The sequence below is a fragment of the Tissierella pigra genome, assembly GCF_018917845.1.
Taxonomy (GTDB): Bacteria; Bacillota; Clostridia; order Tissierellales; family Tissierellaceae; genus Tissierella; species Tissierella pigra.
In genome coordinates this window covers 1,132,934-1,159,505 of the sequence record NZ_JAHLPJ010000001.1, presented here as the reverse complement: position 1 = coordinate 1,159,505, position 26,572 = coordinate 1,132,934, and the positions used below count along the sequence as shown (strand labels likewise).

The following is a 26,572-nucleotide window of genomic DNA, read 5'->3' as shown; positions in this document are numbered from 1 at the left end:
TTATTTAGCAAATAGTTAATGATTTCCCTGTCATTTCTTTTGGTTTTTCTAAATCCATAAGTTCTAGTATTGTTGGTGCTAAATCCGCTAATATTCCTTCTTGTAACTTTACATCTCCTGCTCCCACTAGAATCAATGGCACCTTATTATTTGTATGAGATGTTATAGGGCTACCATCAGCTTCGTTTATCAACATCTCTGCATTTCCATGGTCTGCTGTAATTAGTGCTTTACCACCTTTTTTAATTAGAAGTTCTATTATTTCACCTAAACAAGTATCTACAGTTTCTATAGCTTTTACTGTAGCTGATACTATTCCTGTATGACCTACCATATCTGGATTTGCAAAGTTTAATATAATTAAATCGTATTTATCCATACTGAGCCTATTTAGTACCTCATCCTTTACCTCCATAGCACTCATTTCTGGCTGAAGATCATAAGTTGCCACTTTTGGTGATGGAATAAGTGCTCTGTCTTCATTTTCATAAGGTTCTTCTATTCCACCATTGAAGAAAAATGTCACATGAGCATATTTTTCAGTTTCAGCAATTCTCAATTGTGTTAATCCTTTATTACTTATATATTCTCCCAATGTATTTATAGGAGATTCATCAGTATATACTACATGAACATTTTCTATAGTCCTATCATATTCCGTCATAGTTACATAGAAAGTATCCACTATTTTCTCCCTTTCAAAACCATCAAAATCTTTATCTACAAAGGCTCTTGTAATTTGTCTAGCTCTATCTGGTCTAAAATTAAAGAATATAATAGAGTCGCCACTATCTATAGTTCCTACAGGCTTACCTTCTTCTTTAATAACAGTAGGTATGATAAACTCATCTGTTACTCCTTCGTTATAAGAGTTTTCTATTGCTATTAAAGGATTCTCACTTTCTTTGCCTTTACCTAAAGTAAAAGCATCATAAGCTAATTTAATTCTATCCCATCTTTTATCTCTATCCATAGCATAATACCTGCCAGATATTGTAGCAATATGCCCTACACCTATTTCATCAATCTTTTCTATTAATTCCTTTATATCTTCTTTACCTGATGTTGGTGGTACGTCTCTTCCATCTAATATTCCATGTATGTAAACATTGTAGAAATCATGATTCTTCATTAATTCCAACAATCCATATAAATGACTATTATGGCTATGAACTCCACCTGATGATACTAAACCCATTAGATGAATTTTAGAATTATTCTTTTTAGCATTTTCTATGGCTTCTAAAAACTCATTTTTATTAAAAAAATCTCCGTCTTCTATAGATTTAGTTATCTTAGTTAAATCCTGATATATTATACGACCTGAGCCTATATTTAAATGTCCGACTTCTGAATTTCCCATTTGACCCTCTGGAAGACCTACCGCGAAACCAGAGGCATCCAAAGTAGTATTAGGATATTGTTCAAATAATTTATCTATATTAGGAGTTTTAGACAGTTTTACTGCATTTCCTTCGTATGTCTTTCCCACACCAAAACCATCTAGTATTATTAACATAACTGGCGATTTATTCATATTATCCTCCAATTAAAAATTTATTAAATCTACAAAATCCTTAGCCACTAAACTAGCTCCACCAACTAAGGCACCATCTATTTCTTCTTTATCCATTAATTCCTTTATATTGCTAGGCTTTACACTTCCACCGTATTGTATTCTAATATGATCTTTCTTTTCTCCATATTTTTGTCCAATAGTTTCCCTTATGAATCCTAGCATATTATTTGCATCACTTGCAGATGCTGTTTTTCCTGTACCTATTGCCCATATTGGCTCATAGGCAATTACTATATTGTCTAAATCCTTTTCTTCTATACCTTCAAAAGCTTTGTTTATTTGCTTTTTTACTATATCATTCTCTATACCAGATTCTCTTTCATCTAATGTCTCTCCTACACAAACTATTGGTTTAAGACCATGATTTAGAGAAGATTTTATTTTTTTGTTTACAGTTTCATCTGTTTCATTGAAATATTGACGTCTTTCAGAGTGACCTATTATTACATAATCAACTCCCATCTCATTTAACATTTTAGGAGAAATCTCACCTGTAAAAGCTCCATTTTCTTCCCAATGTATATTTTGTGCACCCAGTTTGATTTCTGTGTTCTCCAATGATTTTTTAACATCAGAAAGACATGTGAAAGGTACACAAACTATAGCTTCCACATCTTTATTTAATTCATAGGACTTGATTTCTTCTATTAACTCCAAGGCTTCTTTAATTGTATTGTTCATTTTCCAATTTCCTGCGATTATAGGAGTTCGCATTATATCTCCTCCATTTCTTTAGTTAACAACTAATAACTATTCACTGTTTTTCACTTATTGCATCAATTCCAGGTAAAATCTTTCCTTCAAGTAACTCTAGTGATGCTCCTCCACCTGTTGAAATATGAGTCATTTTTTCAGCGAAGCCTGATTTTTCAACTGCTGATGCAGAATCTCCTCCACCTACTATGGTTATACCTTCTGTTTCTGACATAGCTTTTGCTACGGCATCTGTACCTTTTTTGAAATTATCCATTTCAAATACTCCCATTGGTCCATTCCAGATTACAGTTTTTGCTTCTTTAATTGCAGCTGAAAATAATTTTATGGATTCTTCACCTATATCTAATCCCATCATATCTTCTGGAATCTCTTCTATTTTAACTGTTTTAAATTCAGTATCATTTTTAAATTCCTTTGCAGCTACTACATCTACTGGCAACATTAACTTTACATTATTATCTTCTGCTTTTTTTAATAAATTCTTTGCTAAATCAATTTTATCTTCTTCAAGTAAGGATTTTCCTATTTCATATCCCTGTGCTTTTAGGAAGGTATAAGCCATGCCACCACCAACTATTATGGCATCTACTTTATTTATAAGATTCTCTATTACTCCTATTTTATCAGATACCTTTGCACCACCAAGTATTGCTACAAAAGGTCTATCTGGTGATTCTAAGGCTTTACCCATAATAGATATTTCTTTCTCTACTAAAAATCCCACAGCAGATGGTAAATATGTAGACACCCCTACATTAGATGCATGACCTCTATGGGAAGTACCGAAAGCATCATTTATATATATCTCTCCCAAGGATGCTAAATCTTTAGCAAAATTTTCTTCATTTTTTTCTTCTTCTTTTCTGAATCTAGTATTTTGAAGTAATAAAACATCTCCGTCTTCCATAGCCTCTACTTGTTTTTTTACAGCATTAGACACTACGTTATCATCATCTGCAAATATTACTTCTTTATTTAATAATTCTTTAAGTCTATTGGCAACTGCTTCTAATGTATATTTTTTATTCGCTTCACCTTTTGGTCTACCTAGATGTGACATTAATATTACCTTAGCCCCTTGTTCTATTAAATAATTTATAGTAGGTAATGATGATGTAATTCTTATATCATCTGTAATATTTCCATTTTCGTCCATTGGAACATTAAAATCACATCTAACTAATACTCTTTTTCCTGCAAAATTAAAATCCTTTAACGATTTTTTATTTAACATATTAACACCTCTTCACCAATATTTATGAAACAACTAACAATCTGATACTCAGTATCAAATTGTTAGTTGTTTTAATTCACAATTTAAAATTCAACATTCATAATTGGCGTAAGCCTATTTAGTTGCTACTAATTTTGCAAGGTCTACTACTCTTTCTGAATATCCCCACTCATTATCATACCAAGAAACTACTTTAACCATATTATCTATAGCCATAGTTGATAATCCATCTACAATTGATGAACGAGGATCAGCTATATAGTCTGATGATACTAATGGTTCATCAGAGTAACCTAGTATTCCTTTCAATTCTCCTTCACTGGCTTCTTTTAATGCTTGATTTATTTCTTCTGCTGTAGCTTTATTTTCCACTTCAAACACTACATCTACCATAGAAACTGTAGGAACTGGTACTCTTACTGAGAAACCATTAAGTTTTCCTTTTAATTCTGGAAGTACTAAAGCTACTGCCTTAGCAGCTCCTGTTGTTGTTGGAACAATATTTTGTGCCGCTGTTCTTGCACGTCTAAGATCTTTATGTCTTTTATCTAGAATTTGTTGATCATTTGTATAAGCATGGATTGTAGTCATTAGACCTTTTTTAATGCCAAATTTCTCAAGTATAACTTTAGCCACTGGTGCTAAACAGTTTGTTGTACATGAAGCATTTGAAATAATATGATGATTAGCTGGATCATATTTGTCTTCATTTACTCCAAGTACTATGGTAATGTCTTCATCCTTAGCTGGGGCAGTTATGATAACCTTTTTTGCACCTGCTTTTATATGTTTAGATAGACCATCTCTATCTCTAAATGCTCCTGTAGAGTCTATTACTAATTCAACACCAAGGTCTTTCCAAGGTATTTCTAATGGATCTCTATGAGCCACTACTTTAACCTTTTTTCCATTAATAATAAATCCATCTTCAACTACTTCTAGTGTACCATTGAATTTACCATACATAGTATCATACTTAAATAGATGTGCTAAATCATTTAAACTTCCTGAAGCATTTATTGCTACTATTTCAAATTCATCTACACCATTTTCTGCATAAGCTCTTAATACGTCTCTACCTATTCTACCAAATCCACTTAATCCAACTTTCATTGACATAACTCTTCCTCCTATTTATTATATTTTTTTATTTATATATTTTGGCTACTATGTAGCATTACTTACTATATCCAATATCTTTTTTGCAGCAGATTCATCTGTTATCAAAGTCATATTTTGATTTAATGTAGATACTGCAATTATTGATTCAGCTTTTTCTTCTCCACCTGCTACTCCAATAAGGTTATTTAAAGCCTTAAATTTTCCAAGGGATAATCCTATGGTTTTAAATTCCCAAACTTCATTTCCTTTAATATCAAAATAATGTCCAAGAGCTTCAGCTACTGCACCAGCTTTAATTAATGCGTCTATTTTTTCTTCAGATAAATTTCTTCTCTTTGCCATAGTATCTGCCCTACCAATTCCAAATACAAGGGTATTCATATTATCAATTAGCTCCATAGACTCTTTAACTTCTTCATTTTTTAACATAAGTTCTAAAGCTTTTTCTTCCAGCCCATCTGGTACATATAATAACCTATAGGAACCTCCTAATTTCTGACCTAGTTTTGCTGCTATGGAATTTGATTGAGTCTCTACCTCACGTCCCAATCCTCCCCTAGCTGGTATTACTATTACATCTCTTATTTTGTTATCAGAAGTAACTTCATCAGCTACTGCTGCCATAGTACTTCCTCCAGTAATACCTATTACCTCTTTAGCCAACAAAGATTCTTTTAACAACCTATTTGTAATTTTACCCATATCCTTTAGAACCATGCTGTTTTCTGACAAATTACCTGGTGATATGATTATTTTTCTTATTTTTAAAACTTCTTTTAATCTTTCTTCCATTTTAGGAATACCTTTTAGATTGCCATATATTGAATGTAGATTTGATAACACATTTTTCCCCTCATGGGTTATATACATACCCATTAAATCAATGCTTAACAACCCTTGATTTTTAAGTATTCCTACTTCGTCTCTTACAGTTCGTTCTTTAAAACCTAATTCTGTAGACAAGGCTCTTCTTCCTATAGGTTGATTATAGGAAATAGCCCTTAAAATAAGATATCTTTTTTCAATTATATCGACTATTTCTGGAGTTATCTTTTTTAATAATTCTAGCATTTCCATATAATTCACCTCTTAATTGGAAGTATTATCCTACTTGGTCATTTTTAGTCCCAGTAGTGCATTTTTAGTCCCAGTATCTTTAAAGAAATGGTAGAATAAAAATTCTACCACTTCTAGTATATAATACATTTATATATTATGCAATATTAAATAATATATTCATTTAATATCTTTTCCTTATTGTTGAGGAAGGTATATTTAATTCGTCTCTATATTTTGCAACAGTTCTTCTTGAAATATTTATTCCTTTTTCCTTTAATAACTCAGCTATTTTTTGATCACTATAAGGTTTTTTGTTGTTTTCATTATCTATAATTTCCTTTAATGTAACCTTTATACTAGTAGATGATAGTTCTCCTTCTTCACTTAATATTCCAGATGAAAAAAAATATTTTAGCTCAAATAATCCTCTAGGAGTTTGCACATATTTTCCATTTGTAGCTCTAGATATGGTAGATTCGTGCATTTCTATGTCTTCTGCTACATCCTTTAATGTAAGAGACTTTAGGGATTTTTCTCCTTCTATAAAAAAATCCATTTGAAACTTTAATATAGACTCAATTACTTTTCTAATAGTTGATCTTCTTTGTTCTATACTTCTAATTACCCACATTGCTGAATTAAACTTTTCATTAAGAAAGTCTATCGTATCTTTATCTCCTTCTGATTTCATAAGTTCCTTATAATAATTATTGATATTAAGTTTAGGACCTGTAGAATCATTTATTATAACAACAAATTCTCCATCTACAAGTTTGATTTCAGCATCTGGAGTTATATATCTTGCATCCCCACTTTCTCCCCTAAATGTCCTACCTGGCTTAGGCTCTAAGTTTTTTATGTAATCACAGATGTCTTGCACTTCTACAAGTTCAAGACCTAACTCCTTTGAAATTTTCTGTACCCTATTATATCCTATGTCCTCTAAATAATCTTCAATTATTGTTTGAGTACAGGGATGAACATCTTTTCTATCTCTTAATTGAATTAATAAACATTCTTTCAAATCCCTAGCTCCTACTCCTACTGGATCAAAGGCTTGTATAATATCTAATAATATTTTTGCCTCTTCTATATTTGATTTCATAAATTTTGCAATATCTTCTATGGAAGTACTTAAATATCCGTTTTCATCAATATTATATATAATGTTTTCCCCTATTTTATATTCTTTATTTTCCAGGGAAATAAGGCTTAGTTGTGATAGTAAATGTTCCCTTAATGTAGGTCCATGGCTTATAAAGGATTCATAATTATATTCCTTTACATTTTTATCTACTTGGGCTCTATAACTAATATCATCATACTTTTCTAGGTACTCTTTCCAGTCAATATCATTATCATCTTTATACTTATCTAGGTTTTCAAATTCTTCATTGGCACCTGCTGATTCAAGCATAGGGTTCTCTTCTAATTCGTTGGTAATATATTCTTTTAATTCCAAGCTATTAAATTGTAATAATTCTATAGCTTGTCTTAATTCTGGAGTCATTATTAACTTTTGAGATTGTTCAAGGATTAAATCATAGCTAAGTCTCATAAAATTCAACCTTCCTAAATAAAATTGTATTTAATTATATTATATCAGAATATTAACAAAGTACAAAATAAAAAAAGACTTCCATAAAATCATTTAAAGAAGTCTTTTTTGAAATATATAATTTATTTAACCTTGATTTTTTTCATAAGGAAGTCCATTAGCTTTAGGTCCATTTCCTTCTCCAACTACAAATATCAATGCCAATAATGTAATTACATAAGGGGTCATGGCTAGTAAAGTTGATGGCACTTTAATTGCTGTACCTCCAAGATAAATTGCAATACCTTGAGCTGCACCAAATAATAAACAAGCCCACATAGCCCCTTGAGGTTTCCATTTACCAAATATCATAGCCGCTAAAGCTATAAATCCTTGACCAGATATTAATGTTGCTCTGTAGTTTGCTACTACTGCTATACTCATTGCAGCACCACCAAATCCTGCAAATACGCCTGATAAAATAACTGCTATATATTTGATTCTATATACATTTATACCTAATGTATCTGCTGCTCTTGGATGTTCTCCTACAGATCGGATTCTAAGACCTAGTTTTGTCTTATATAATACAAACCATACTATAAATACTAATATAAAAGCAATAAAAACCGTTATATATTGATTAAAAATTGCATTTCTAAAGAAGTTTATCATAGCATCTTTTATGGTTTCTACCTGTGTAACTTCTGGTAAAATATTTTTAAATGGCTGTGGCATTTTATTATCTAATGGAATAGGTTTAGTCATTGTTGCTCCTTCAAAAAACAATCTTGAAAGGAATAAAGCTAGTCCAGGTCCTATAAAGTTAATTGCTATACCAGATACTATTTGGTCAGCAGTAAAGGTAATAGACGCGATACCATGGAGTATAGCCATAATTCCTCCTGCAATACCTGCTGCTAAAAATGCCAACCAAGGGTTTCCTGAATAATAACCTACTGTTGCACCTACTAAGGCACCTATAGTCATCATACCTTCAAGACCTATATTAACTACACCTGCATTTTCAGATATAACTCCACCTAGGGCAGTATATATAAGAGGTGCTGAATACATTAAAGATATTCCTATTATAATTCCTAGATTATTGATTATACTAATCAAGATTTTCACCTCTTTTTCTTCTAGTAAAGATTTTACCAAACATTTCAAATAGTTTTGGCATAGCCACAAAGAATACTATGGAACCTATGGCTATATTTATTACTTCTGACGGTGCTCCAATTAAAGAATTAAGTTTTCCACCACCATAAGTCAATCCACCAAATAATAATCCTGCTGGTATAGTGGCTAAAGGATTATTTCCTGCAATTAAAGATACTGCCATGCCATTAAATCCATATCCTTGAGATGCAGCAAGAATTCCTATTTGATGTTCTACTCCTAGAACCTGTGTAGCACCTGCAATCCCAGATATTGCACCTGCAATCATCATAGATACTACTATATTTTTCTTAATATTTATCCCACCGTATTCAGCAGCATCTTTATTATATCCAACAGCTTTTAGTTGGTAGCCTAATGTAGTATGCTTTAGTATGTACCATACTAGTATGGCTAATAATATGGCTATTAAAAAACCATAATTTACTGGTGGGTTCAATAATTCTCTTAAAAATTTATTATCCTTCAAAAATGCTTTTCCTGCCTCTGATACCTTCCATTGTCCTAAAAAGTTTATTTTTGCTGTATCTAATACTTTAAATGAAGCATCTGAATTCGGTCTTCTTAGAAGTGGAAATGTTAAAAAATAATTATTCATATATAAAGCTATCCAGTTTAACATTATAGATGAAATTACCTCATTTATCCCAAATTTAGATTTTAGTACTCCAACTATTCCTGCCCATATACCTGCTGCCAGTGCTCCTACTAGAATAGCCACTAAACCATGAATTACTGGAGGTAATTTAAATAAATATCCTGCTATCATTGCAAATATTGAACCTATTATAAATTGTCCCTCTGCTCCTATATTAAATAATCCTGTTTTAAAAGCAAATGCCACTGATATACCAGTTATTATTATAGGGGTAGATCTAACTATTGTATAAGAAATATATTTTGGACTACCAAATATGCCCATAAACATTACTTGGTAAGCCTCTATTGGATTATATCCTGATATAAATAAGATTATAGCTCCCACTACTAGTCCTAAAAATATTGAGAATAAGGTTACTATAAATTTGTTATTTTTTTTCATTATTTACACCTCCTCCAGCCATAAGAAGACCTAGTTTTCTTTCATCTGCATCTTTAGCATCTATTATATCTACTATTTGTCCTTCATAAATAACTGCTATTCTATCAGAAAGATTTATTACTTCATCAAGTTCAAAGGAAATAAGAAGTACTGCTTTTCCATTATCCCTTTGTTCTATTAAATATCTATGAACATATTCAATAGCTCCAACATCTAGTCCTCTCGTTGGTTGAGCAGCAATTAACACTTCTGGATTGTTTGTTACTTCCCTGGCTATAATTACTTTCTGCTGATTACCACCAGATAATGCACCTACTTTTTGGCTTGGATTATTTGGTCTTACATCAAATTTTTCTATTAATTTCTTTGAAAAATCTTCTATAGATTTATGATTTAACCTACCTTTTTTAGAAAAAGGTTCTTTATGGTAATTTTCCAATATCATATTTTCTGCAATTGTAAAGTCTAATACTAAACCTCTTTTTTGCCTGTCTTCTGGAATATTACTTAAACCAGAGTTTATTATTTCAAAAGGAGTTTTATTTGTTATATCTTTTCCATCAAGGATTACATTTCCAGACTCAATATGTCTAAGTCCCGTAATACCTTCTATTAGTTCAGATTGCCCATTTCCATCTACTCCAGCAATTCCTAGTATCTCTCCTGAATGAAGCTCTAAGGATAATCCATTTACTGCATTTAATTTTCTATTATCTTTTATAAGAACATTATTTATATTTAATATCTTTTTACCTCTATTTATAGGCTTTTTATCTGTAACAAAACTTACTTCCCTACCTACCATCATTTCTGCTAAATTTTCTTCGTTTACATCTTCAACTTTTACTGTATCAATTTTTTTACCTCTTCTAATGATTGTACAGTAATCAGCAACTGCCTTGATTTCTTTCAATTTATGGGTAATTATAATTATAGTTTTACCTTGATCTGCTAAGGAATGAATTATATTAATCAATTCATCAATTTCTTGAGGTGTAAGAACTGCTGTTGGCTCGTCTAATATTAGAATATCAGCACCTCTATATAAAGCCTTAAGTATCTCTACTCTTTGCTGCATTCCTACAGAAATATCTTGTATTTTTGCATGGCAATCTACTAGTAAACCATATTTTTTAGAAATTTCTTCTACTCTTTTAGTTGCCTCTTTTATGTTTAATACAGCACCATTTGTGGTTTCCATACCTAAAATAATATTCTCTACCACTGTAAAAGTATCTACTAGCATAAAATGTTGATGTACCATTCCTATACCATTTTTTATTGCTATATTAGGGTTAGTAATGTTTACTTTCTTACTATTTATGTAAATATCACCTGAAGTTGGTGTATAAAGTCCGTAAAGAACATTCATTAAAGTACTTTTTCCTGCACCATTTTCACCTAATAAGGCATGAATCTCACCTTTATGGACTGTTAAATCTATATTATCGTTAGCAGTAAAATCACCAAATTTTTTAGTTATATTCTTCATTTCTATTGCTTTTATATCCATTTTTTCAGTGGTCAACAGGTTTCCCTCCTATTTAGAGTTAAACAGCTCAGACTATAGCCTGAGCTGCTTTATTTTTATTATTTTAAACCTTCTACAAATACATCATAAGTATCTTGATTAACTGGAACTTCTATCTTGCCATTTATAATATCTTGTTTGATTTCTTCTACTTTTGTTAATATATCAGCTGGAACATGTTTATCTGATGTAGGAGCTATATCTACAGCACCATTATCTGCTAAACCATATGTTACAGTAGTACCACCTGGGAAATTTCCATCTTTTAATGCTTTAACTATATTGTATACACCTATATCTACACGTTTCATAGCTGAAGTTAAAACATTGTCTGGAGCCATATCGCTTTGGTCTCTATCTACTCCAATTACCCATTTGTTTTGCTCTTTAGCTGCTTCAATAACACCATCGCCTACTCCACCTGCTGCATGGAATACTACGTCCATACCTTGTTGATACATATTAGTAGCTATTGATTTACCTTTAGCTGCATCTGAGAATGAATCAGCATATTGTGATAAAACAGTAATTTCTTTTCCTAATTCTTTTGCTGCATATTGAACTCCTGCTTGGAATCCATAATCAAATGAACCAATAACTTCTCCTTCAATACCACCAACGAAACCTATTTTATTAGTTTCTGTCATTCTACCTGCAATGTATCCAACTAAAAATGATGGTTGTTCTGCTTTAAATAATACTCCTACCATATTTTCTGGTGTATCATCTCCATAAGCAGAGTCAATTATACCATATTTAGTATCTGGATTGGCTTCAGCTGCAGCTAATGCAGCATCTGCTAGTTTATATCCGATTCCCCAAATTAAATCATTACCTGCATCTAATAATGTTTCAAAGTTAGGTGCATAATCTGCCTCTTGATGTGATTCTTGATATTTTGCAGTAACTCCTAATTCTTGTTGTGCTTGTTCTAAACCTTCCCAAGCTGATTGGTTAAATGATTGGTCATTTACTCCACCTTCATCTGTAACCATACCAACTTTAATATCTGTAGCTTCTGCATCATTGTCATCTGGTGTATTAGTATCTTCATTTGTTACATTGTTATCATCTGTCGGAGCCTTCTCAGTTGGCTTACATCCTGTTAGTGCAAAGGATAAAACTAATGCTAAGACTAATGATAATGCTAATAATTTTCTTTTCACTTTTCATTACCCCCAAATTTTTATTTGTTTAAATAATATTGTTTATATAATATTATTTAAATAATATTATATAATTACCCCTTTAGGCAAATTTTCTTACAATAACATTATAATGTATATTCAGTTTTTTTTCAATATAAAAGCTCCAAGTTTCCTTGGAGCCTTAAATCTTAGCATGGATCGGATTCGCCTACGTCATAGCCAGCTTTTGCTAATGCTTTAATAGCTTCGCTTAACTTAGCTTCATTTACCATTACTATTGGTCCTGTACAACCCATTCCAGATTCAGCATAGATACCTTCTTTCCAAAGTGCTTGAACAGCATCTTCTAGTTCCATAATATCTATACCGTTTATAGTTCCTGTTACAGTTTCTGCTGGTGGAGCTTCTACAACTTCTTCTTCTTTAGCCTCTACCTTTTTAGTGTCTTTTGTAAGACCTTTTAATATATCTTTTAACCCTGCTTTATTTGCTTTTTCAAATTCTTCTTTAGCAATCTGAGTTACATTTCCTCTTATTAAAGACGCTGCATAAGCTATTGCATTAGCCACTACTGGAGTACCTGATGCTCTTGAAAGAATCAGAATTGTTCTATTGTAATCTTCACCAATTCCTGGGCCATATCCAAAGCCTTGTGCTTCATAAGAACCACCTGTTGAGAAAGATGAGAATACTTTCATTAAAAGATTACCTGTTAATGTATCAGTTATCATAATATCTGGTGTTCCTGTTAAAAGGTCGTTACCTCTCATTACTGAACCACCATCTGCTCTTCCTGATTCTGTAAAATTAACTGGATAGCCTTTGCTATTTAAGTCTTTGAAAGCTCTCTCTACTTGTCTTGCACCATCAACATTTAGGATACCTACTGTTGGGTCTTTAATCCCCATAGCTTTAGCAGTTATAATACCATATATACCATTTTTAACCATAGCTTCAACTCTGTGTGGTGATGATGTTCCTGTAGTTGTAGCTAAGAACATTTCACGACCTTGTCCAGGAGTTACAACTCTACCTACTGTAGAAACCCCTATTGGGAAATTATAGTGCATTGTAATACAAGCTCCAATTTCTCCACTGTCTAATAGTTCTTCCATTTTCTTATGTTGAGCATCTTCACCTTCAACGTTATGTTGAGTAAGAGCTGAATCAACTTTAGGTCCTATTAATACTACCTCAATGCTCTTATCTCTAGCTTGAGCCATTTCAGCACCTTTTACTATATTGTCAATTCCTAATTCTGAACCTGCTACTGTAATACCTACTTTAACTCTTTCGCCAAATTGTCCAGTTTGCATGGCATCGGCAATATCATTAAAGACTTTACCAATCATGTCTTTTATATTGTTATCTGACATATTATCACCTCTAATCTTGAAGTAGATGAGAAGCAAAATCTCTCATAGCTTCTGCCACAAGTGTTCTAACTTCCTCTTCTGATACACCTTTATTGTCATCTAACTTTCCAGTATTTCTTTCCATTACTATTGATGTACCGTCAAATAAGTTAGTCATTCTACCTAAGAATAAACTTCCTTTTCCTACGATCATCATTCTATTCATTTTACCTTCTAACATTTCTTCTCTAGCAAATCCAACATATGGTGCTCCTGAAGGAATATGTCCTTGAGTTGGTGCCCATCCTTCCATACCATGGTTTTGAATAAATGCGTCTATACCAGTTCTTTCAACTTCGCCTCTCTTAACTCCTAGAGCTGCTATCATTTTATAGTTAGCTGCTGGAACATCTCCTGCTCCCGCTGGTTTTGTAACATCTGGGTTTTGCATTTCTACTGAGTATTTATCTATATCAGTTACTTTTAATCCTGCTTTATCAAGTGGAGCTGTAACTAATGAAGTAACAACTGCTTGTGGTGATGAACCAGTACCTACAGTATGTCTACCAACTAAGTCAGTTCTAAGAACTGGGTTTACGCCATCATTTTCTGCAACTATCATTGCAAATCCACCAATAACGTCTTCTAATATAGGCATATCTTTTTTAACATGGTCTTTACCATTCATACCTAATTTAGCAGTACATCCACCTGCAACAACCATAACTTTTTTATAAGTTCCTGCTTGAACTAATGAAGCTGCTGATACTATAGCATGAGCAGGAGCTGCACAGAATCCTCTTAAATCTGAACCTGTAGCATTTGTAAGTCCAGCCATTTCTGCAACTGCCTTAGCAAAGTTACCGCCACCTCTTTGGTTCATATCTCCACAAGCTTCTTCTGAACACTCAATTACATATTCAACTTCTTCAGGATTTAAATCATTTTTAGCTAAACAATGTAATGCAGCTAATACTCCTGATGCTTTTGTAACTAAGTTTTCAAACATAACGTGAGCTGTTAAGTTAACGTCTACATCGTGAGCTCTCTTTACACAACCTACTACTTTTTCATCATGATATAGTGGTTCTGCACCTTGCTCGTTAATATATTTTTCAATATCTGCTATTTCTGCACCATCTTTTAATTTTGCAACAAATTCATCTTTAATTAGTGGATGTGCATCTAGTTTTGGTTTAACCATTGTTGTGAATTCTTTTGATAATAACACAAGATCAAATACGTCTACTATTTTAATTAGACCTATAAATTCATCTTGTGGCATTATTTCACCAAATTTACCATCTCTTTTTGCATCTTGAACATCTTTATCATACCATGGTTGTTCTATTGTTTTAAGCTCTTCTGGCTTATGGTTTCCAATGTAAACTTGGTTTGGTAAATAGTTAACAGCATCTTCAAATTTACGAATATGCTTTGGTAATTCCTTTAAATATTCTGAATCTGGGTGTAGTAATCTCTCTGTTGTTTGAGTTGTACCATTGTGAATAATCATATCTGGTGCTTGCATTAGAACATAAGATGTTCCTTTTACTACTGAATAATTCATATGTCCACCTCCATAAATTTTGGTATGTAATTGTCTTCTGTGAATTCAAGCAAAGATACCTTAATTTTACTTTTTAGTACTTTGCTTATAAAAGGGTGATAGAAATCACCCTTTTATAATTTTTATTAATTATTTTTTAACATCAAATACAGTTTGTTCTGTTACTTCAGTTGTTAAAGCTTCTAATGCTCTTTCAACTAATTTTCTTCTAAGAGCTTTCTCTTCCTTAGGATCTAATTTTGGATCTCCTAATGGATGAGGAATAGCTATAGCTGGAACTATTCTATTAGCTCCTACTGTTAATGATATTGGAACTACTGTACACATATGAACTACTGGAATACCAGCTCTCTCAACTTCTTTTACCATTGTTGCACCGCAACGTGTACAAGTGCCTCACGTAGAAGTTAAGATAACTGCGTCTACTCCATCTCTCTTCATTTCTGCAGAGAATTCCTCTGAGAATTTCTTAGAGCTTGCTACAGCAGTACCATTTCCTACTGTTGAATAGTAATATCTGTGTAGTTTACCAATTTTTCCTTCTTTTTCCATTTCACGTAAAACGTCAACTGGAATAACTCTATCTGCATCTATATTAGCATATACTGGGTCATGTCCACCGTGCGCTGTTTCCCATTCTCCTTCTTTAAGATCATCAACACCTTCAATATCATATTTACCATATTTTTGAGCTGATGATGACTCAATGTGATCAGGGTTTCCGTGTGGAACTATACCACCTGAAGTTACAATTGCTATTGTAGCTTTAGATAAATCTTTTATAGCTGGGTTTGGATCAACTCTATCGAAGTTTGGCATAGGGAACTCAGTAACAAATTCTTCTCCTGCAAGTTTCTTCACAAGCATATCAACTGCTCTTTCAGAACCTCTCTTATCAGTGAAGTAATTCTTTCTGATTCCTCTTTCTAAATATCCTTCTTCTTCTGGAGAACCTATTTCTTCACCCTTAGCTACTTTAAGTGCTAATGGCACTAATTTACTAACTGCATCTCTCATACCAGCAGCTGAGTTTCTTGTAGAAACAACATATACTGACTTCTTGAACATATCAGCACCTGGGTTTTCTATATACATACCAGTTACAGCTGGTATTCCTAGTTCATTTTGTACAGCTTCTGTAACTGTACCTGCTGCAACTCCATATCTACCTGCATTAAATGCTGGTCCAGCTATAACTAGGTCTGGGTTATATTGTTTAATTAATTCAAGTACTTCTTTTTTTGCATCTTCTAGATTTTCGCCAAAATATCCATCACCACATATAACCGTAGCTATGATTTCTGCTTCGTCTTTAAATCCTGCTTGAATAGCTAAACCAGGTCCCATAGCACCTTCTCTTGCTTCTGGTCTATGGTCTGCCATTTCCTCTCCACCAATTCCAGCATAAAACTGGTTAATATAGTGTACTACTTTAATTTTCCCCATTTGTTTCCCTCCTCTCATGTATTGCGTATCGGGATATTATATATTAATATTTTGTATGTTCGTCTCTCATACCTTTTACTTCTGAAACGATTTCATCAACTTCAAGAACCATTTCCATCATACCAATTTGCTCATCATATACATCAGCATCTACTGCTTCTTTGAATTCTGGTTCTACTGCATGATAAACTTTAAGTCCCAACGGAACTCCTGCTAATGGACCTGCGAAAGTAGGGTCTCCTGCTGTAACTGTTTCAGCTGCTAATCCTGCTGATTCAGCTTCTGCTCCACCAATTAATACGACCATATTTTCTGCACCGTATTTTTCAGTTAAATCTTTAACCCTTTTTTGATTTTCTAAGTCCATTGCGCCTGCAGCCGTTCAGACAAAACATTCTGTTGCTGAAAATACTACTTCTGCAGGAGTGGTTTTTATACATTCTTCCATAGCTGGTCCTGGTATACCATCTCTGTCCCCGATAATGATAACTTTTGAGTTTTCATTAAATATTGACATTTCGCCACTTCCTTTCTTAATTTTATTTCTTCTTCATTAGTATATAATTCGTATTTTTCACATATATATTTATATGTTTAAATTAAAATCCTCTTGCTGACATTTTGTTGAAGCCTACTTCATTAGTTGCTCCAGTAATAGCTTGGATTTCTACAGTAATTGTACCATCTTCAGCTAAACTTCCATCAAATCCACCTGCAATGATGTCAGTATAATCTAAAGTACCAATTACTCTATCCATTGGTGGTAATACGATTATTTCGTTAGCATTACCTCCTGTAACTACTGCATTAGCTGAAGGATCCGCATCTGCTAGAGATTGGCTGGCACCATCTCTACCTGCATACTCATCAGTGATGATTACAGTTTTGATACCTTTAGCTTCTATTTTCTTAGTGTTCATAATAAGGTCTGTATCTGGGTTACCAAAACCTTCTTGTGAAATTATAACTCCATCAAGTCCTAGATATTCAGCAAGTTTAGCTGACCAGTTTGATGATCTTTCTTTATCAGCTAGGTAAACGTTTTCGTTTGTGATTATAACACCTACGAAGTTTACTGTTTTACCGTGAGCTGCTAAAAGGTCATGAATAACTGGGTTATTCATTTGATGGTAAGTTGTATTCTTGTCACAAGCTGATACACAATTACCACTTACAATTGCACCATCCATTATTTCAGTTGGGTACATTATAGTTGGTACTATTTGCTTAGCATCTACTCCGTATACATAAGTATCATGAAGTAATCCTTGAGTTTGAAGCATTTGAACATATCCTACTTTTGGAAGATTTGGATATTTTTCAATTCCTTTTAAGAATGTATCTACTTCGTATACTTCTACTGTATCTGGAGTTAATGTTTTTGCTGTTTCTGCTAAATAAGCAGCAGCTTTAAATCCAGCAAATCTAACAGCTTTTTCATGATCGTGTTGCTTTAATCCTTCTATTGGTTCACATTTCATAACTAAGTTTATAGTTTTGGAGAATGGAGTATATTCTGCTCCAGGTCCTGTCATATCTACTATACCTTCTTGGAAACCAACGATTTTTCCAGTTGTCATTACAGCACAACCTTTTAATACATTAGTTTTTCCTGAACCTACAACATCAACCTTTGATAATATTCCTGGGAAAACTCCTCCTGGACCTTCAACCTTAACTCTTGGTTCTACTACGTCCTTAACAGGTGTAATTCTAACACTTTCACCAGGTTTTGCAATTTCAACGTCTACTGATGCAAGGTGCTCATCTTCCTTAATCAAGTTGATTAATTCATCTTTATTTACTGTTAGCACCCCGTTTTCAAGTTTGGTTTCATTACCAAACTGAACATCTTTAATTAGCACATGGCCTAATTCCAGACGCATAAAATTCACCTCCTCTTATTTTGGCAAATATCTATATCTCAACCCTGGGCCTTAGCCCAGAATTAAAACCAATGTCAATTTAGTTAATTAAGCATAATATTTTTTAATTAACTCTTCTACTGATTCTTTTGTAGCATCATCAGCTACTACAGCATCTATTCTTTCTCCATCTTTGTAAATAGCAATTACAGGTAATCCCATAACTTTTTGTCCAATTGCAAGTCTTCTTGCTTTTGTAATATCTAATGATGTAAATTTAATTTTATCACCATATTGTTCTTCATAAGCATGAACATGTGGCATAAGTGCTTTACATGGTTCACATGTTGGTCCCCAGTAATCAACTAAAACATAACCTTCTGCTTTTAATACCTCTTCTTCAAAATTATCTTTGTTTAGTTCTAACATTTCTATTATACCTCCTAAATTTAATTTTAATCTAAATTAGTCTTCAAAATGCTCATTTATATATTTTTCAGCTTGAACTGCTGCTATTGCACCATCTGCTGTAGCTGTAACTACTTGTCTAAGTGATTTAACTCTGTTATCTCCAGCAGCAAATACTCCTGGTATATTTGTCTTCATATCTGCGTCAGTTTTTATATACCCATCTTCCATGTCAATTATGCCATCAAATAATTTTGTAGCTGGGTTATATCCTACGAATACAAATACTCCAAATGTTCCATCATCTTCATCTGCAAATATTTCTTTTTCTTCACCAGTTTTAACATTTTTAACTATCATTGATTCAAGAATACCATCACCTTTTAATTCAGTAATAGTAGTATCCCACATGAAGTTCATTTTTTCGTTTTTAAATGCTTTCTCTTGGATTGATTTAGCTGCTCTAAGCTCGTCTCTTCTATGAACTATAGTAACTTTTCTAGCAAATTTTGTTAAGTACATAGCTTCTTCAACTGCTGAATCTCCTCCACCTACTACGAATACTTCTAGGTCTTCAAAGAAAGCTGCATCACATGTAGCACAGTATGAAACTCCTCTACCTGTTAATTCTTTCTCTCCTGGACAACCTATTGGTTTTGGTGTAGCGCCTGTAGCTATAATAACTGTTTTAGCTTGATATTCTTCTTTTGCACCTTTTAAAACTTTAATGTCTCCATTTAATTCTACTGATTTAATTTCATCATTTACTTTTTTAGCACCAAATTCATTAACTTGTTCCACCATTCTTGCAATTAAAGATGGTCCACTTGCATTTTCAATTGAACCTGGATAGTTAGCAACTTCATCAGTAGTAGCTATTTGTCCTCCATCTCCATCTTTTTCAATGATTAAAGTGTTAAGTCTTGCTCTTGATGAATAAAGACCTGCTGCTAATCCTGCTGGACCTGCTCCTATGATTATTACATCATAAATCATTTGTTTTCCTCCCTTAATATATATTTATGTAGTTGTCTAGTATTGCATTTTTGCCAAATATCACTAATAATATCCCTAAAATTTTATGGTTAAAAGAAATATTATCCGCCATATTAACATATTACCCTAATTATAGTCATACAAATTTAAAAAATCAATATTTTTTTATACTTTCTCTAGAAATACAAAAATAAAAAACAGAATAAATAGGTCTATAAGGCCTACTTACTCTGTTCATTTACCTGAGAGATTCTCCCATTTTGGGGTTGCTCCTTCGGTGCTTGCGCTTTCCAGAGTTCTGTCATAATACGGTCCTTTTGCCTGAGAGTTTCATTGTGGATCGGCTAACCCATCAACTTGTTCCTTCGGCGCCATAATATATGGTCTCTTCCGCATTAATCATCCAGACAATTAAATTTTAAAATTATGTCTTTCTTTAATGTTATGGTATGCAAAATCAGTTATTTTGATACTTTTTTCACATCCAATTAGTATTATAATACATAAAATATAATTATACAACCCTTTTAACTATTAATTTTTTTTATTAATGTTTAGGCTTACTCTTATAGTTATCTAATACATATAAGGCTATATTAGAACAATGGTCTGATATTCTTTCTAAATTACTTATACAATCTAGAAAAATTATCCCAGGTCCTGTAGAACATAATCCTTTGTTCAATCTATCTATATGATTTGTTCTATTTTTTGTTTCTAAAGCATCTACTTCATCTTCTAAAACTAAAACTTCTCTAGCTTCTTTTTCTCCATTGATTTTAAAAGCATTCATAGATTGTTTAAATGCAGTTTGACATTTACCAAATATTTCATTTAGTTCTTCAATAGCTTCCTCTGTAAACTGCATATTACCTTCCATTTTTTCTTGGGCAAGCTCTACTATATTCTCAGCATGATCCCCTACTCTTTCGATATCATTTATATTATTGAAAAGTACATTTAGTTGTTTATGTTCTTCATCAGATATAGGAGCATTAGAAAGCCTAACTAGGTATTCGGTAATTTCCCTTTGGAGTTTGTTTATTTTTTGTTCTTGTTCTAAAGCAGAGTCAATTTCCTTATATTTATTATCTACAAATATCTTTTTAGCTTTATCTAAGTTGTCTTCTACAAAGTCACCCATTCTTGCAATTTCTTTTCTTACTTGTCCTAATGCTATAGAAGGAGTTTCTATAATTCTAAAATCAAGGAATTTTGATTCTTGAGCATCCTGTTTTACATCTCCTGGCACTATAGCTGTGGCAGCCTTAACCAGTAATCCAGCAAAAGGTAATTGAATAATTACATTTATTAAGTTAAAGAATGTATGGGCGTTGGCTATTTGCCTTTGAACATCATTAGGAGATATTTTAGTTACCAAATCTTGTATCGGATTTTTTAAAATTGTCATAAATATAATTGTACCAATTAAGTTAAATAAAAAGTGTATTATAGCTGCACGTTTTGCTGTCTTATTAGCTCCAACTGATGAAATCATAGCTGTAGTAGTTGTACCTATATTGTCTCCAAAAAGAATTGGAAATGCAATGTTGATATTTAGTAATCCTTGACTAGCCAAAGCTTGTAATAAACCTATTGAAGCACTACTACTTTGAACAATAGTAGTAAGTCCTAATCCTACTAGCATACCTAGAACAGGATTATTTAAGCTAATCATAATATTAGTAAAAGCTGGTAAATCTGCCAATGGCTTTAGACCACCACTCATCATGTCCATACCAATAAATAAAATACCGAATCCAATAAGTATTTCAGCAATATCCTTAGCTTTTTTCTTTGAAGTTGCAATCCAAATCCCTACACCTATTGCCACTGCTAAAGGTGCATAATCTGTTAAATTAAAAGCAATTAGCTGAGCTGTCACTGTAGTACCTATATTAGCACCCATAATAACACCAACAGCTTGAGATAACGACATAAGACCTGCATTTACAAATCCTATTACCATAACTGTAGTAGCAGAACTACTTTGAATAACCATAGTTACAAGTGCTCCTACAATTACGCCCATAAGTCTATTATTAGTTAAAACTTCAATTAATTTCTTTAATTTTTCACCTGCTGCTTTTTGTAAACCTGTACCCATTAGATTCATTCCATAAAGAAACAATCCAAGTCCACCAAGTACTGGCAGAGCTATATCCATAAGTTAACCTCCTAAGTAAATTTATTAACCTATTTATTCTAAATATATAATACCACATTTATTGTGGTTATTATCGTTTTTTTTAACTTTATTCTATATTAGGAAAATTCAATTGCCTTAAAGCTTCGAATAATACTATATTTACTGAGTTAGCTAAATTTAAAGATCTAGCTATATTTGTCTTCATAGGTATTCTAATACCTTTGTCAAAATTATCTTCTAATATTTCCTTTGATAACCCTTTCGTTTCCCTACCAAAAACAAAAAATGAATTATCATTGTAGTTAAATTCTGTATAGTTATTTTTAGCCTTAGTTGTGGCATAATAAAAATCCCCATAAGGGTATTTTTCCAATAACTCAAAAAAATTATCATAATAATGGATTTCCACTAGATTCCAATAATCAAGTCCAGCTCTTTTAAGTGCCTTATCATCTACTGAAAAACCTAAAGGTCTTACTAAATGAAGTACCGTTCCTGTTAAAGCACAAGTTCTAGCGATATTTCCTGTATTTGAAGGTATTTCAGGTTCCACAAGTACTATATTTAATGACATATATTGTTTACTCTCCTATTCTAGTATGAATTTCTCTATTACCTTAGCTACTCCATCTTCCTGATTTGTATCTGTAATATAATCAGCCTCTTTTTTTATTATTTCATTTCCATTTCCCATGGCAACTCCTAAACCTGCAAAACGTAACATGGGTAAATCATTTTCACTATCACCTATGGCTATTACTTCTTCTGGTTTAATATTAAGCTTTGTACATAATTCTTTTACTGCCTCTCCCTTTGACACATTACATCCCATTGCCTCTATATTGTTTGCCCACGAACTGGATATACCTATATTATCTATATTACCCAATTCTCGCCTTAAATTCTGTAGATTATCTTTATTTTCATCTATAAATATAAATTTATATACATTCAAATCTTTATCTTCTATAATTTCTTCTATATTTTCAAATACTTTTATATCTATACTATTTTCTTTGTTTCCTTCATTATAAAATTTCAATACTTCTTCAACTTTAACATGAGAATAAAATCTAGATTCATCATAGAAATGATAATATATATTTCTCTCTTTTGCAATATCAATTATTGACTTTATTAAATTTTTATCTATAGAATTTTTATAAATAATATTATCTGATTCATCTGCAATAATGGCACCATTACATGCAATTATTGGGGCTTTTAAATTTAATGACTTCCCATAGTATAAAGCTGATTTGAGAACCCTTCCTGTAGATATAACAATATGAACGCCTTTTTCTTTGGCTTTGTCTATAGCTTTCCTTGTCCTTTCAGAAACTTCATTATTGTTATTTAAAAGTGTTCCATCCATATCTATTGCAACTAATTTATATTTCATTTTTATCACTCCTCAATTATTTAATATAACATAACAAATAAAAAAATTAAATATAAAAAAACAAACTAGTTTAAACTAGTTTGTTTTTTTATATTTAATCTTCACTCATTAATTGGTGTTAAATATAAACTATTTGAATACTTATTCATGTCTATTTCAACGTTAATATTATATGCAAATTCAATATTTTCCTTCGTTATAACCTTTTGAGGACTACCTGTAGCTTTTATTTGACCATCCTTTATCAGAATAATCTCATCAGAATACCTTGATGCCAGATTTATATCATGGATTACTACCACTATAGTTGTACCTTTTTCTTGATTTAATTTTCTCAATAGATTTAGTATTTCTATTTGATGATTTATATCTAAATGAGAAGTAGGTTCATCTAATAGTATAATAGAAGGATTTTGGGCTAGAGCCTTGGCTATTATAACCCTTTGTCTTTCCCCACCTGAAATCTCTGTAATTATCCTATCCTTTAAATAAAGGGTATTAGTCATTTCCATTGCTTCATTTACAATCCTATAATCGCTTTCATCTTCCTTTTGAAATCTTCCCTTATAAGGATGTCTTCCCATAAGAACTATATCTTCCACTGTAAAGTCATAATCAATAACAGTATTTTGAGGCACTAAAGCTATTTTCATGGCCAATTCCCTAGGTTTTACTTTCTTTATATTTAGTCCATCTAAAAATATGCTTCCATTATCAGGTTTATATAAATTATTAAGATTTTTTAAAAGAGTGGATTTCCCAGAACCATTAGGACCTATTATGCTTATAAAGTTTCCTTTTTCTATATTAAGAGATATGTTCTTTAATACTGCTTTCTTTCCATAACTAAAGCTTAAATCTTTAACTTCTAAAGTATACATAGCAACACCTCACTATTTCTTACTCTTTCGCAGCAAATATAGAAAAAATGGACCTCCAAATAAAGCAGTTATTATTCCAACTGGAATTTCTACTGGGGAAATTATTGTACGAGCTATGGTATCTGCAAATATCATAAATATAGCTCCTACTAAAGCCGATGATGGAAGTAATATTCTATTATCTGGCCCCAATACTATTCTCACTATATGAGGTATAATAAGTCCTACAAATCCTATGATCCCTGATACAGATACTACCATGGAAACCAAGAAACTTCCTAGTATAAGTATATATACCTTCGTTCTCTCCACATCTATCCCTAGACTTTGGGCCGATTCTTCTCCTATTAGCATAATATTTAAGTCTCTTGCAAAAAAGCCGATACCCGTCATTGATATAACTACAGGAATAGTTATACTTATTAAAGGTGTCCACCCTTTTCCCGCCAAACTTCCCATGGTCCAGTATATTATCTTTGCCATATCTTTACTATAAATAACCATTAAAAAAGACATTATTGCAGTTAAAAACTGACCTATGGCAATACCTGCTAAAAGTAAAGTAGTTACAGGAACTTTGTTTTTTATTCTTGCTATATTATATACTGTAAAAACTGCAGATAAGGCCCCAATAAATGCAAATATAGATATAGTTGATAAATTCATAAAGGATATATTTATTCCAAGTATTATTGCTATGGAAGCACCAAGTGCAGCCCCTGATGAAATTCCTATTACATAAGGATCAGCCATTGGATTTTTAAATATTCCTTGGAAAGCAGCACCTGTCATAGATAGACTAGCACCAACTAAAGCTCCTAACAATACTCTAGGAAGTCTTATGGACCAAATTATAGTTTCATGTGACTTAGAAATATCTGAAATATCTATACATCTTTCTATAATAGGTATCTTTGAAATAACAATTCTAAATGTATCTATTACACCAATATTTGCAGTACCTATTACGGAAAAAAAAGCTATGGCAAATGTTAGGATCAATATTAATATAACTATAATCAAACTATATCTTGTCTTACTTATGTCTTTTTTCATCTAAACCCCAACTTTATTTAAATAATTCTGGATGAATGGATTTTGCCACTAACTCCAATGCTTCAATTATTCTTGGCCCAGGTCGAGACATGATATTTGATTCATTTCCTTCAAAGATATGGATTCTATCATTTTCTATGGCTGATATATTTTCATAACCTGGTCTAGATTTTATAGATTCAACAGTTTTATCTTCAGTATCTGCTGATGTTAAATAAACTTCTGGATTTCTTTCAACTAATTGTTCTAAATCATATTGTGGATATGCACCATCTGCATCTTGTGCTATATTCTCTCCTCCAGATAAAGTAATTAACTCATCTATATATGAACCTTTACCCGCTGTCATTAATGGATCATGCCATATTTCATAAAATACTTTAATTTTTTCTTGATCTTTTACCTTATCTAGTATTTCATTCTTCTTATTATTCATAGATTTTATAAATTCAGATGCTTCTTTATCTTTTCCCGTAGCCTTTCCTACTGTTTCTATATCCTTCATTACAGCATCTATAGTTTCAGGCATAAATCCAAGAACTTTTATTCCTGCCTCTTTTAGTATCTTATTATCTTCTTCATTTCCAGCACCATAAATTAAAACTAAATCTGGGTTTAACTCCACTATTTTTTCCAAATTATTTCCACTAAAATCTCCTACAACTTCCTTAGTCTTAGCTTCTTCTGGGTAATCACAATAAGATGTTACTCCTATTACTTTATCTCCCAATCCTAAAGCAAATAACACTTCTGTATTATTTGGTGCTAAAGATACTATTTTAGTAGGTTCTTTTTCTATAGTTACTTTGTTTCCAAAGCTATCTTCTATTTCTACTGGAAAAGATACTATCTCTTCATCTACTTCACTACCCTGTGAATCTATATCTTCTAATGACAATTCTTCATTTGGTTTTTCCTTAGAAGTACAGCCAACTATTGAAAATACTAATAACAATGATAATAATAATGCTAACCCTTTAATTCTTCTCATTTTCTTCCTCCTGTTTTTTATTATCTACAATAACTTGCCTCTTTGAAAACAAAAAAACTTAAGCCTTTATTAAGGATAAGTTTTTTATATCTCATCCCTCCCTCCGAGGCTTAAATATAGGCAGGTATCCTGACTTATGGTTCATCCTAGTTCCAATGCCTTCCCAGTTTCCCAGTGGCTATTTTGGTTTCGTACCCATTTACAGTAGCGGGGGCTGTAGTGGCATTTCACCACTTTCCCTATTAAGTTTCATAATAATGTATGAAACACCTATAAAGCTATTACATTGTAAAAAAATA

23 protein-coding genes and 2 riboswitches are annotated in these 26,572 nt (G+C 32.2%); all 23 genes read right to left on the bottom strand.

Translation table 11 applies throughout. The features are described from left to right. Window positions 1-4: 4 nt before the first annotated feature. On the bottom strand, window positions 5-1,537 hold the full coding sequence (gene gpmI / locus KQI41_RS05730) for a 2,3-bisphosphoglycerate-independent phosphoglycerate mutase (RefSeq protein ID WP_154440936.1): 1,533 nt from the start codon (window positions 1,535-1,537) through the stop codon (window positions 5-7). A gap of 12 nt (window positions 1,538-1,549) precedes the next feature. Then, window positions 1,550-2,293 carry a triose-phosphate isomerase gene (gene tpiA / locus KQI41_RS05725; protein WP_154440938.1) on the bottom strand — a complete coding sequence of 248 codons (744 nt, stop codon included), beginning with the start codon at window positions 2,291-2,293 and terminating at the stop codon, window positions 1,550-1,552. A gap of 40 nt (window positions 2,294-2,333) precedes the next feature. Continuing rightward, the gene (locus tag KQI41_RS05720; RefSeq protein ID WP_154440940.1) at window positions 2,334-3,530 is read right to left on the bottom strand and encodes a phosphoglycerate kinase; all 1,197 of its coding nucleotides are present in this window, start codon (window positions 3,528-3,530) and stop codon (window positions 2,334-2,336) included. Between the two features lie 114 nt (window positions 3,531-3,644). Continuing rightward, on the bottom strand, window positions 3,645-4,649 hold the full coding sequence (gene gap / locus KQI41_RS05715) for a type I glyceraldehyde-3-phosphate dehydrogenase (protein WP_154440942.1): 1,005 nt from the start codon (window positions 4,647-4,649) through the stop codon (window positions 3,645-3,647). Window positions 4,650-4,697: 48 nt separating this feature from the next. Next, window positions 4,698-5,729, bottom strand: coding sequence for a sugar-binding transcriptional regulator (locus KQI41_RS05710; RefSeq protein ID WP_154440944.1), 1,032 nt, complete (start codon window positions 5,727-5,729; stop codon window positions 4,698-4,700). Between the two features lie 163 nt (window positions 5,730-5,892). After that, window positions 5,893-7,269 (bottom strand): RNA polymerase factor sigma-54, encoded by a 1,377-nt coding sequence (rpoN, locus tag KQI41_RS05705; protein ID WP_154440946.1) that lies wholly within the window; start codon window positions 7,267-7,269, stop codon window positions 5,893-5,895. A 126-nt stretch (window positions 7,270-7,395) separates the two neighbouring features. Then, window positions 7,396-8,373 carry an ABC transporter permease gene (locus KQI41_RS05700; RefSeq protein WP_154440948.1) on the bottom strand — a complete coding sequence of 326 codons (978 nt, stop codon included), beginning with the start codon at window positions 8,371-8,373 and terminating at the stop codon, window positions 7,396-7,398. Beyond that, a complete protein-coding gene (locus KQI41_RS05695; RefSeq protein WP_154440950.1) occupies window positions 8,366-9,475 on the bottom strand; it encodes an ABC transporter permease in 1,110 nt (369 codons plus the stop codon). The genes KQI41_RS05700 and KQI41_RS05695 overlap by 8 nt, the downstream gene beginning before the upstream one ends. Then, window positions 9,462-10,988 (bottom strand): ABC transporter ATP-binding protein, encoded by a 1,527-nt coding sequence (locus KQI41_RS05690; protein ID WP_154441006.1) that lies wholly within the window; start codon window positions 10,986-10,988, stop codon window positions 9,462-9,464. Before KQI41_RS05690 ends, KQI41_RS05695 begins: the two co-directional genes overlap by 14 nt. 77 nt (window positions 10,989-11,065) lie before the next feature. Then, window positions 11,066-12,172, bottom strand: a complete 1,107-nt coding sequence (locus KQI41_RS05685) for a BMP family lipoprotein (RefSeq protein WP_216584992.1) — start codon at window positions 12,170-12,172, stop codon at window positions 11,066-11,068. Window positions 12,173-12,342: 170 nt separating this feature from the next. Further along, the gene (grdD, locus tag KQI41_RS05680) at window positions 12,343-13,530 is read right to left on the bottom strand and encodes a glycine/sarcosine/betaine reductase complex component C subunit alpha (protein ID WP_154440952.1); all 1,188 of its coding nucleotides are present in this window, start codon (window positions 13,528-13,530) and stop codon (window positions 12,343-12,345) included. Between the two features lie 10 nt (window positions 13,531-13,540). Beyond that, a complete protein-coding gene (gene grdC, locus KQI41_RS05675) occupies window positions 13,541-15,079 on the bottom strand; it encodes a glycine/sarcosine/betaine reductase complex component C subunit beta (protein WP_154440954.1) in 1,539 nt (512 codons plus the stop codon). Between the two features lie 129 nt (window positions 15,080-15,208). After that, the gene (grdB, locus tag KQI41_RS05665; RefSeq protein WP_154440956.1) at window positions 15,209-16,525 is read right to left on the bottom strand and encodes a glycine reductase complex selenoprotein B; all 1,317 of its coding nucleotides are present in this window, start codon (window positions 16,523-16,525) and stop codon (window positions 15,209-15,211) included. A 43-nt stretch (window positions 16,526-16,568) separates the two neighbouring features. Next, on the bottom strand, window positions 16,569-17,042 hold the full coding sequence (gene grdA, locus KQI41_RS05660) for a glycine/sarcosine/betaine reductase complex selenoprotein A (protein ID WP_154440958.1): 474 nt from the start codon (window positions 17,040-17,042) through the stop codon (window positions 16,569-16,571). A gap of 82 nt (window positions 17,043-17,124) precedes the next feature. Continuing rightward, complete coding sequence (locus KQI41_RS05650) at window positions 17,125-18,411, bottom strand: glycine/sarcosine/betaine reductase component B subunit (protein ID WP_154440960.1); 1,287 nt, start codon at window positions 18,409-18,411, stop codon at window positions 17,125-17,127. Between the two features lie 87 nt (window positions 18,412-18,498). Next, window positions 18,499-18,819: a thioredoxin TrxA gene (trxA, locus tag KQI41_RS05645; protein ID WP_154440962.1), complete on the bottom strand. Its 321-nt coding sequence runs from the start codon at window positions 18,817-18,819 to the stop codon at window positions 18,499-18,501. A 36-nt stretch (window positions 18,820-18,855) separates the two neighbouring features. Further along, on the bottom strand, window positions 18,856-19,794 hold the full coding sequence (trxB, locus tag KQI41_RS05640) for a thioredoxin-disulfide reductase (protein WP_154440964.1): 939 nt from the start codon (window positions 19,792-19,794) through the stop codon (window positions 18,856-18,858). 299 nt (window positions 19,795-20,093) lie between these two features. Beyond that, window positions 20,094-20,197, bottom strand: a riboswitch (glycine riboswitch). Window positions 20,198-20,341: 144 nt separating this feature from the next. Next, entirely contained in the window at window positions 20,342-21,961 is a 1,620-nt protein-coding gene (locus KQI41_RS05635) for a Na/Pi cotransporter family protein (protein WP_154440966.1), read from the bottom strand. 88 nt (window positions 21,962-22,049) lie between these two features. Beyond that, a complete protein-coding gene (trmL, locus tag KQI41_RS05630) occupies window positions 22,050-22,517 on the bottom strand; it encodes a tRNA (uridine(34)/cytosine(34)/5-carboxymethylaminomethyluridine(34)-2'-O)-methyltransferase TrmL (protein WP_154440968.1) in 468 nt (155 codons plus the stop codon). 15 nt (window positions 22,518-22,532) lie between these two features. Beyond that, window positions 22,533-23,345, bottom strand: a complete 813-nt coding sequence (locus KQI41_RS05625; RefSeq protein ID WP_154440970.1) for a Cof-type HAD-IIB family hydrolase — start codon at window positions 23,343-23,345, stop codon at window positions 22,533-22,535. A 101-nt stretch (window positions 23,346-23,446) separates the two neighbouring features. Next, window positions 23,447-24,226: a heme ABC transporter ATP-binding protein gene (locus tag KQI41_RS05620; protein ID WP_154440972.1), complete on the bottom strand. Its 780-nt coding sequence runs from the start codon at window positions 24,224-24,226 to the stop codon at window positions 23,447-23,449. A gap of 12 nt (window positions 24,227-24,238) precedes the next feature. Beyond that, on the bottom strand, window positions 24,239-25,282 hold the full coding sequence (locus KQI41_RS05615; protein ID WP_154440974.1) for a FecCD family ABC transporter permease: 1,044 nt from the start codon (window positions 25,280-25,282) through the stop codon (window positions 24,239-24,241). Between the two features lie 13 nt (window positions 25,283-25,295). Beyond that, window positions 25,296-26,273 (bottom strand): ABC transporter substrate-binding protein, encoded by a 978-nt coding sequence (locus KQI41_RS05610; protein WP_154440976.1) that lies wholly within the window; start codon window positions 26,271-26,273, stop codon window positions 25,296-25,298. Window positions 26,274-26,375: 102 nt separating this feature from the next. Next, a riboswitch (cobalamin riboswitch) is annotated at window positions 26,376-26,562 on the bottom strand. Window positions 26,563-26,572 lie beyond the last annotated feature (10 nt).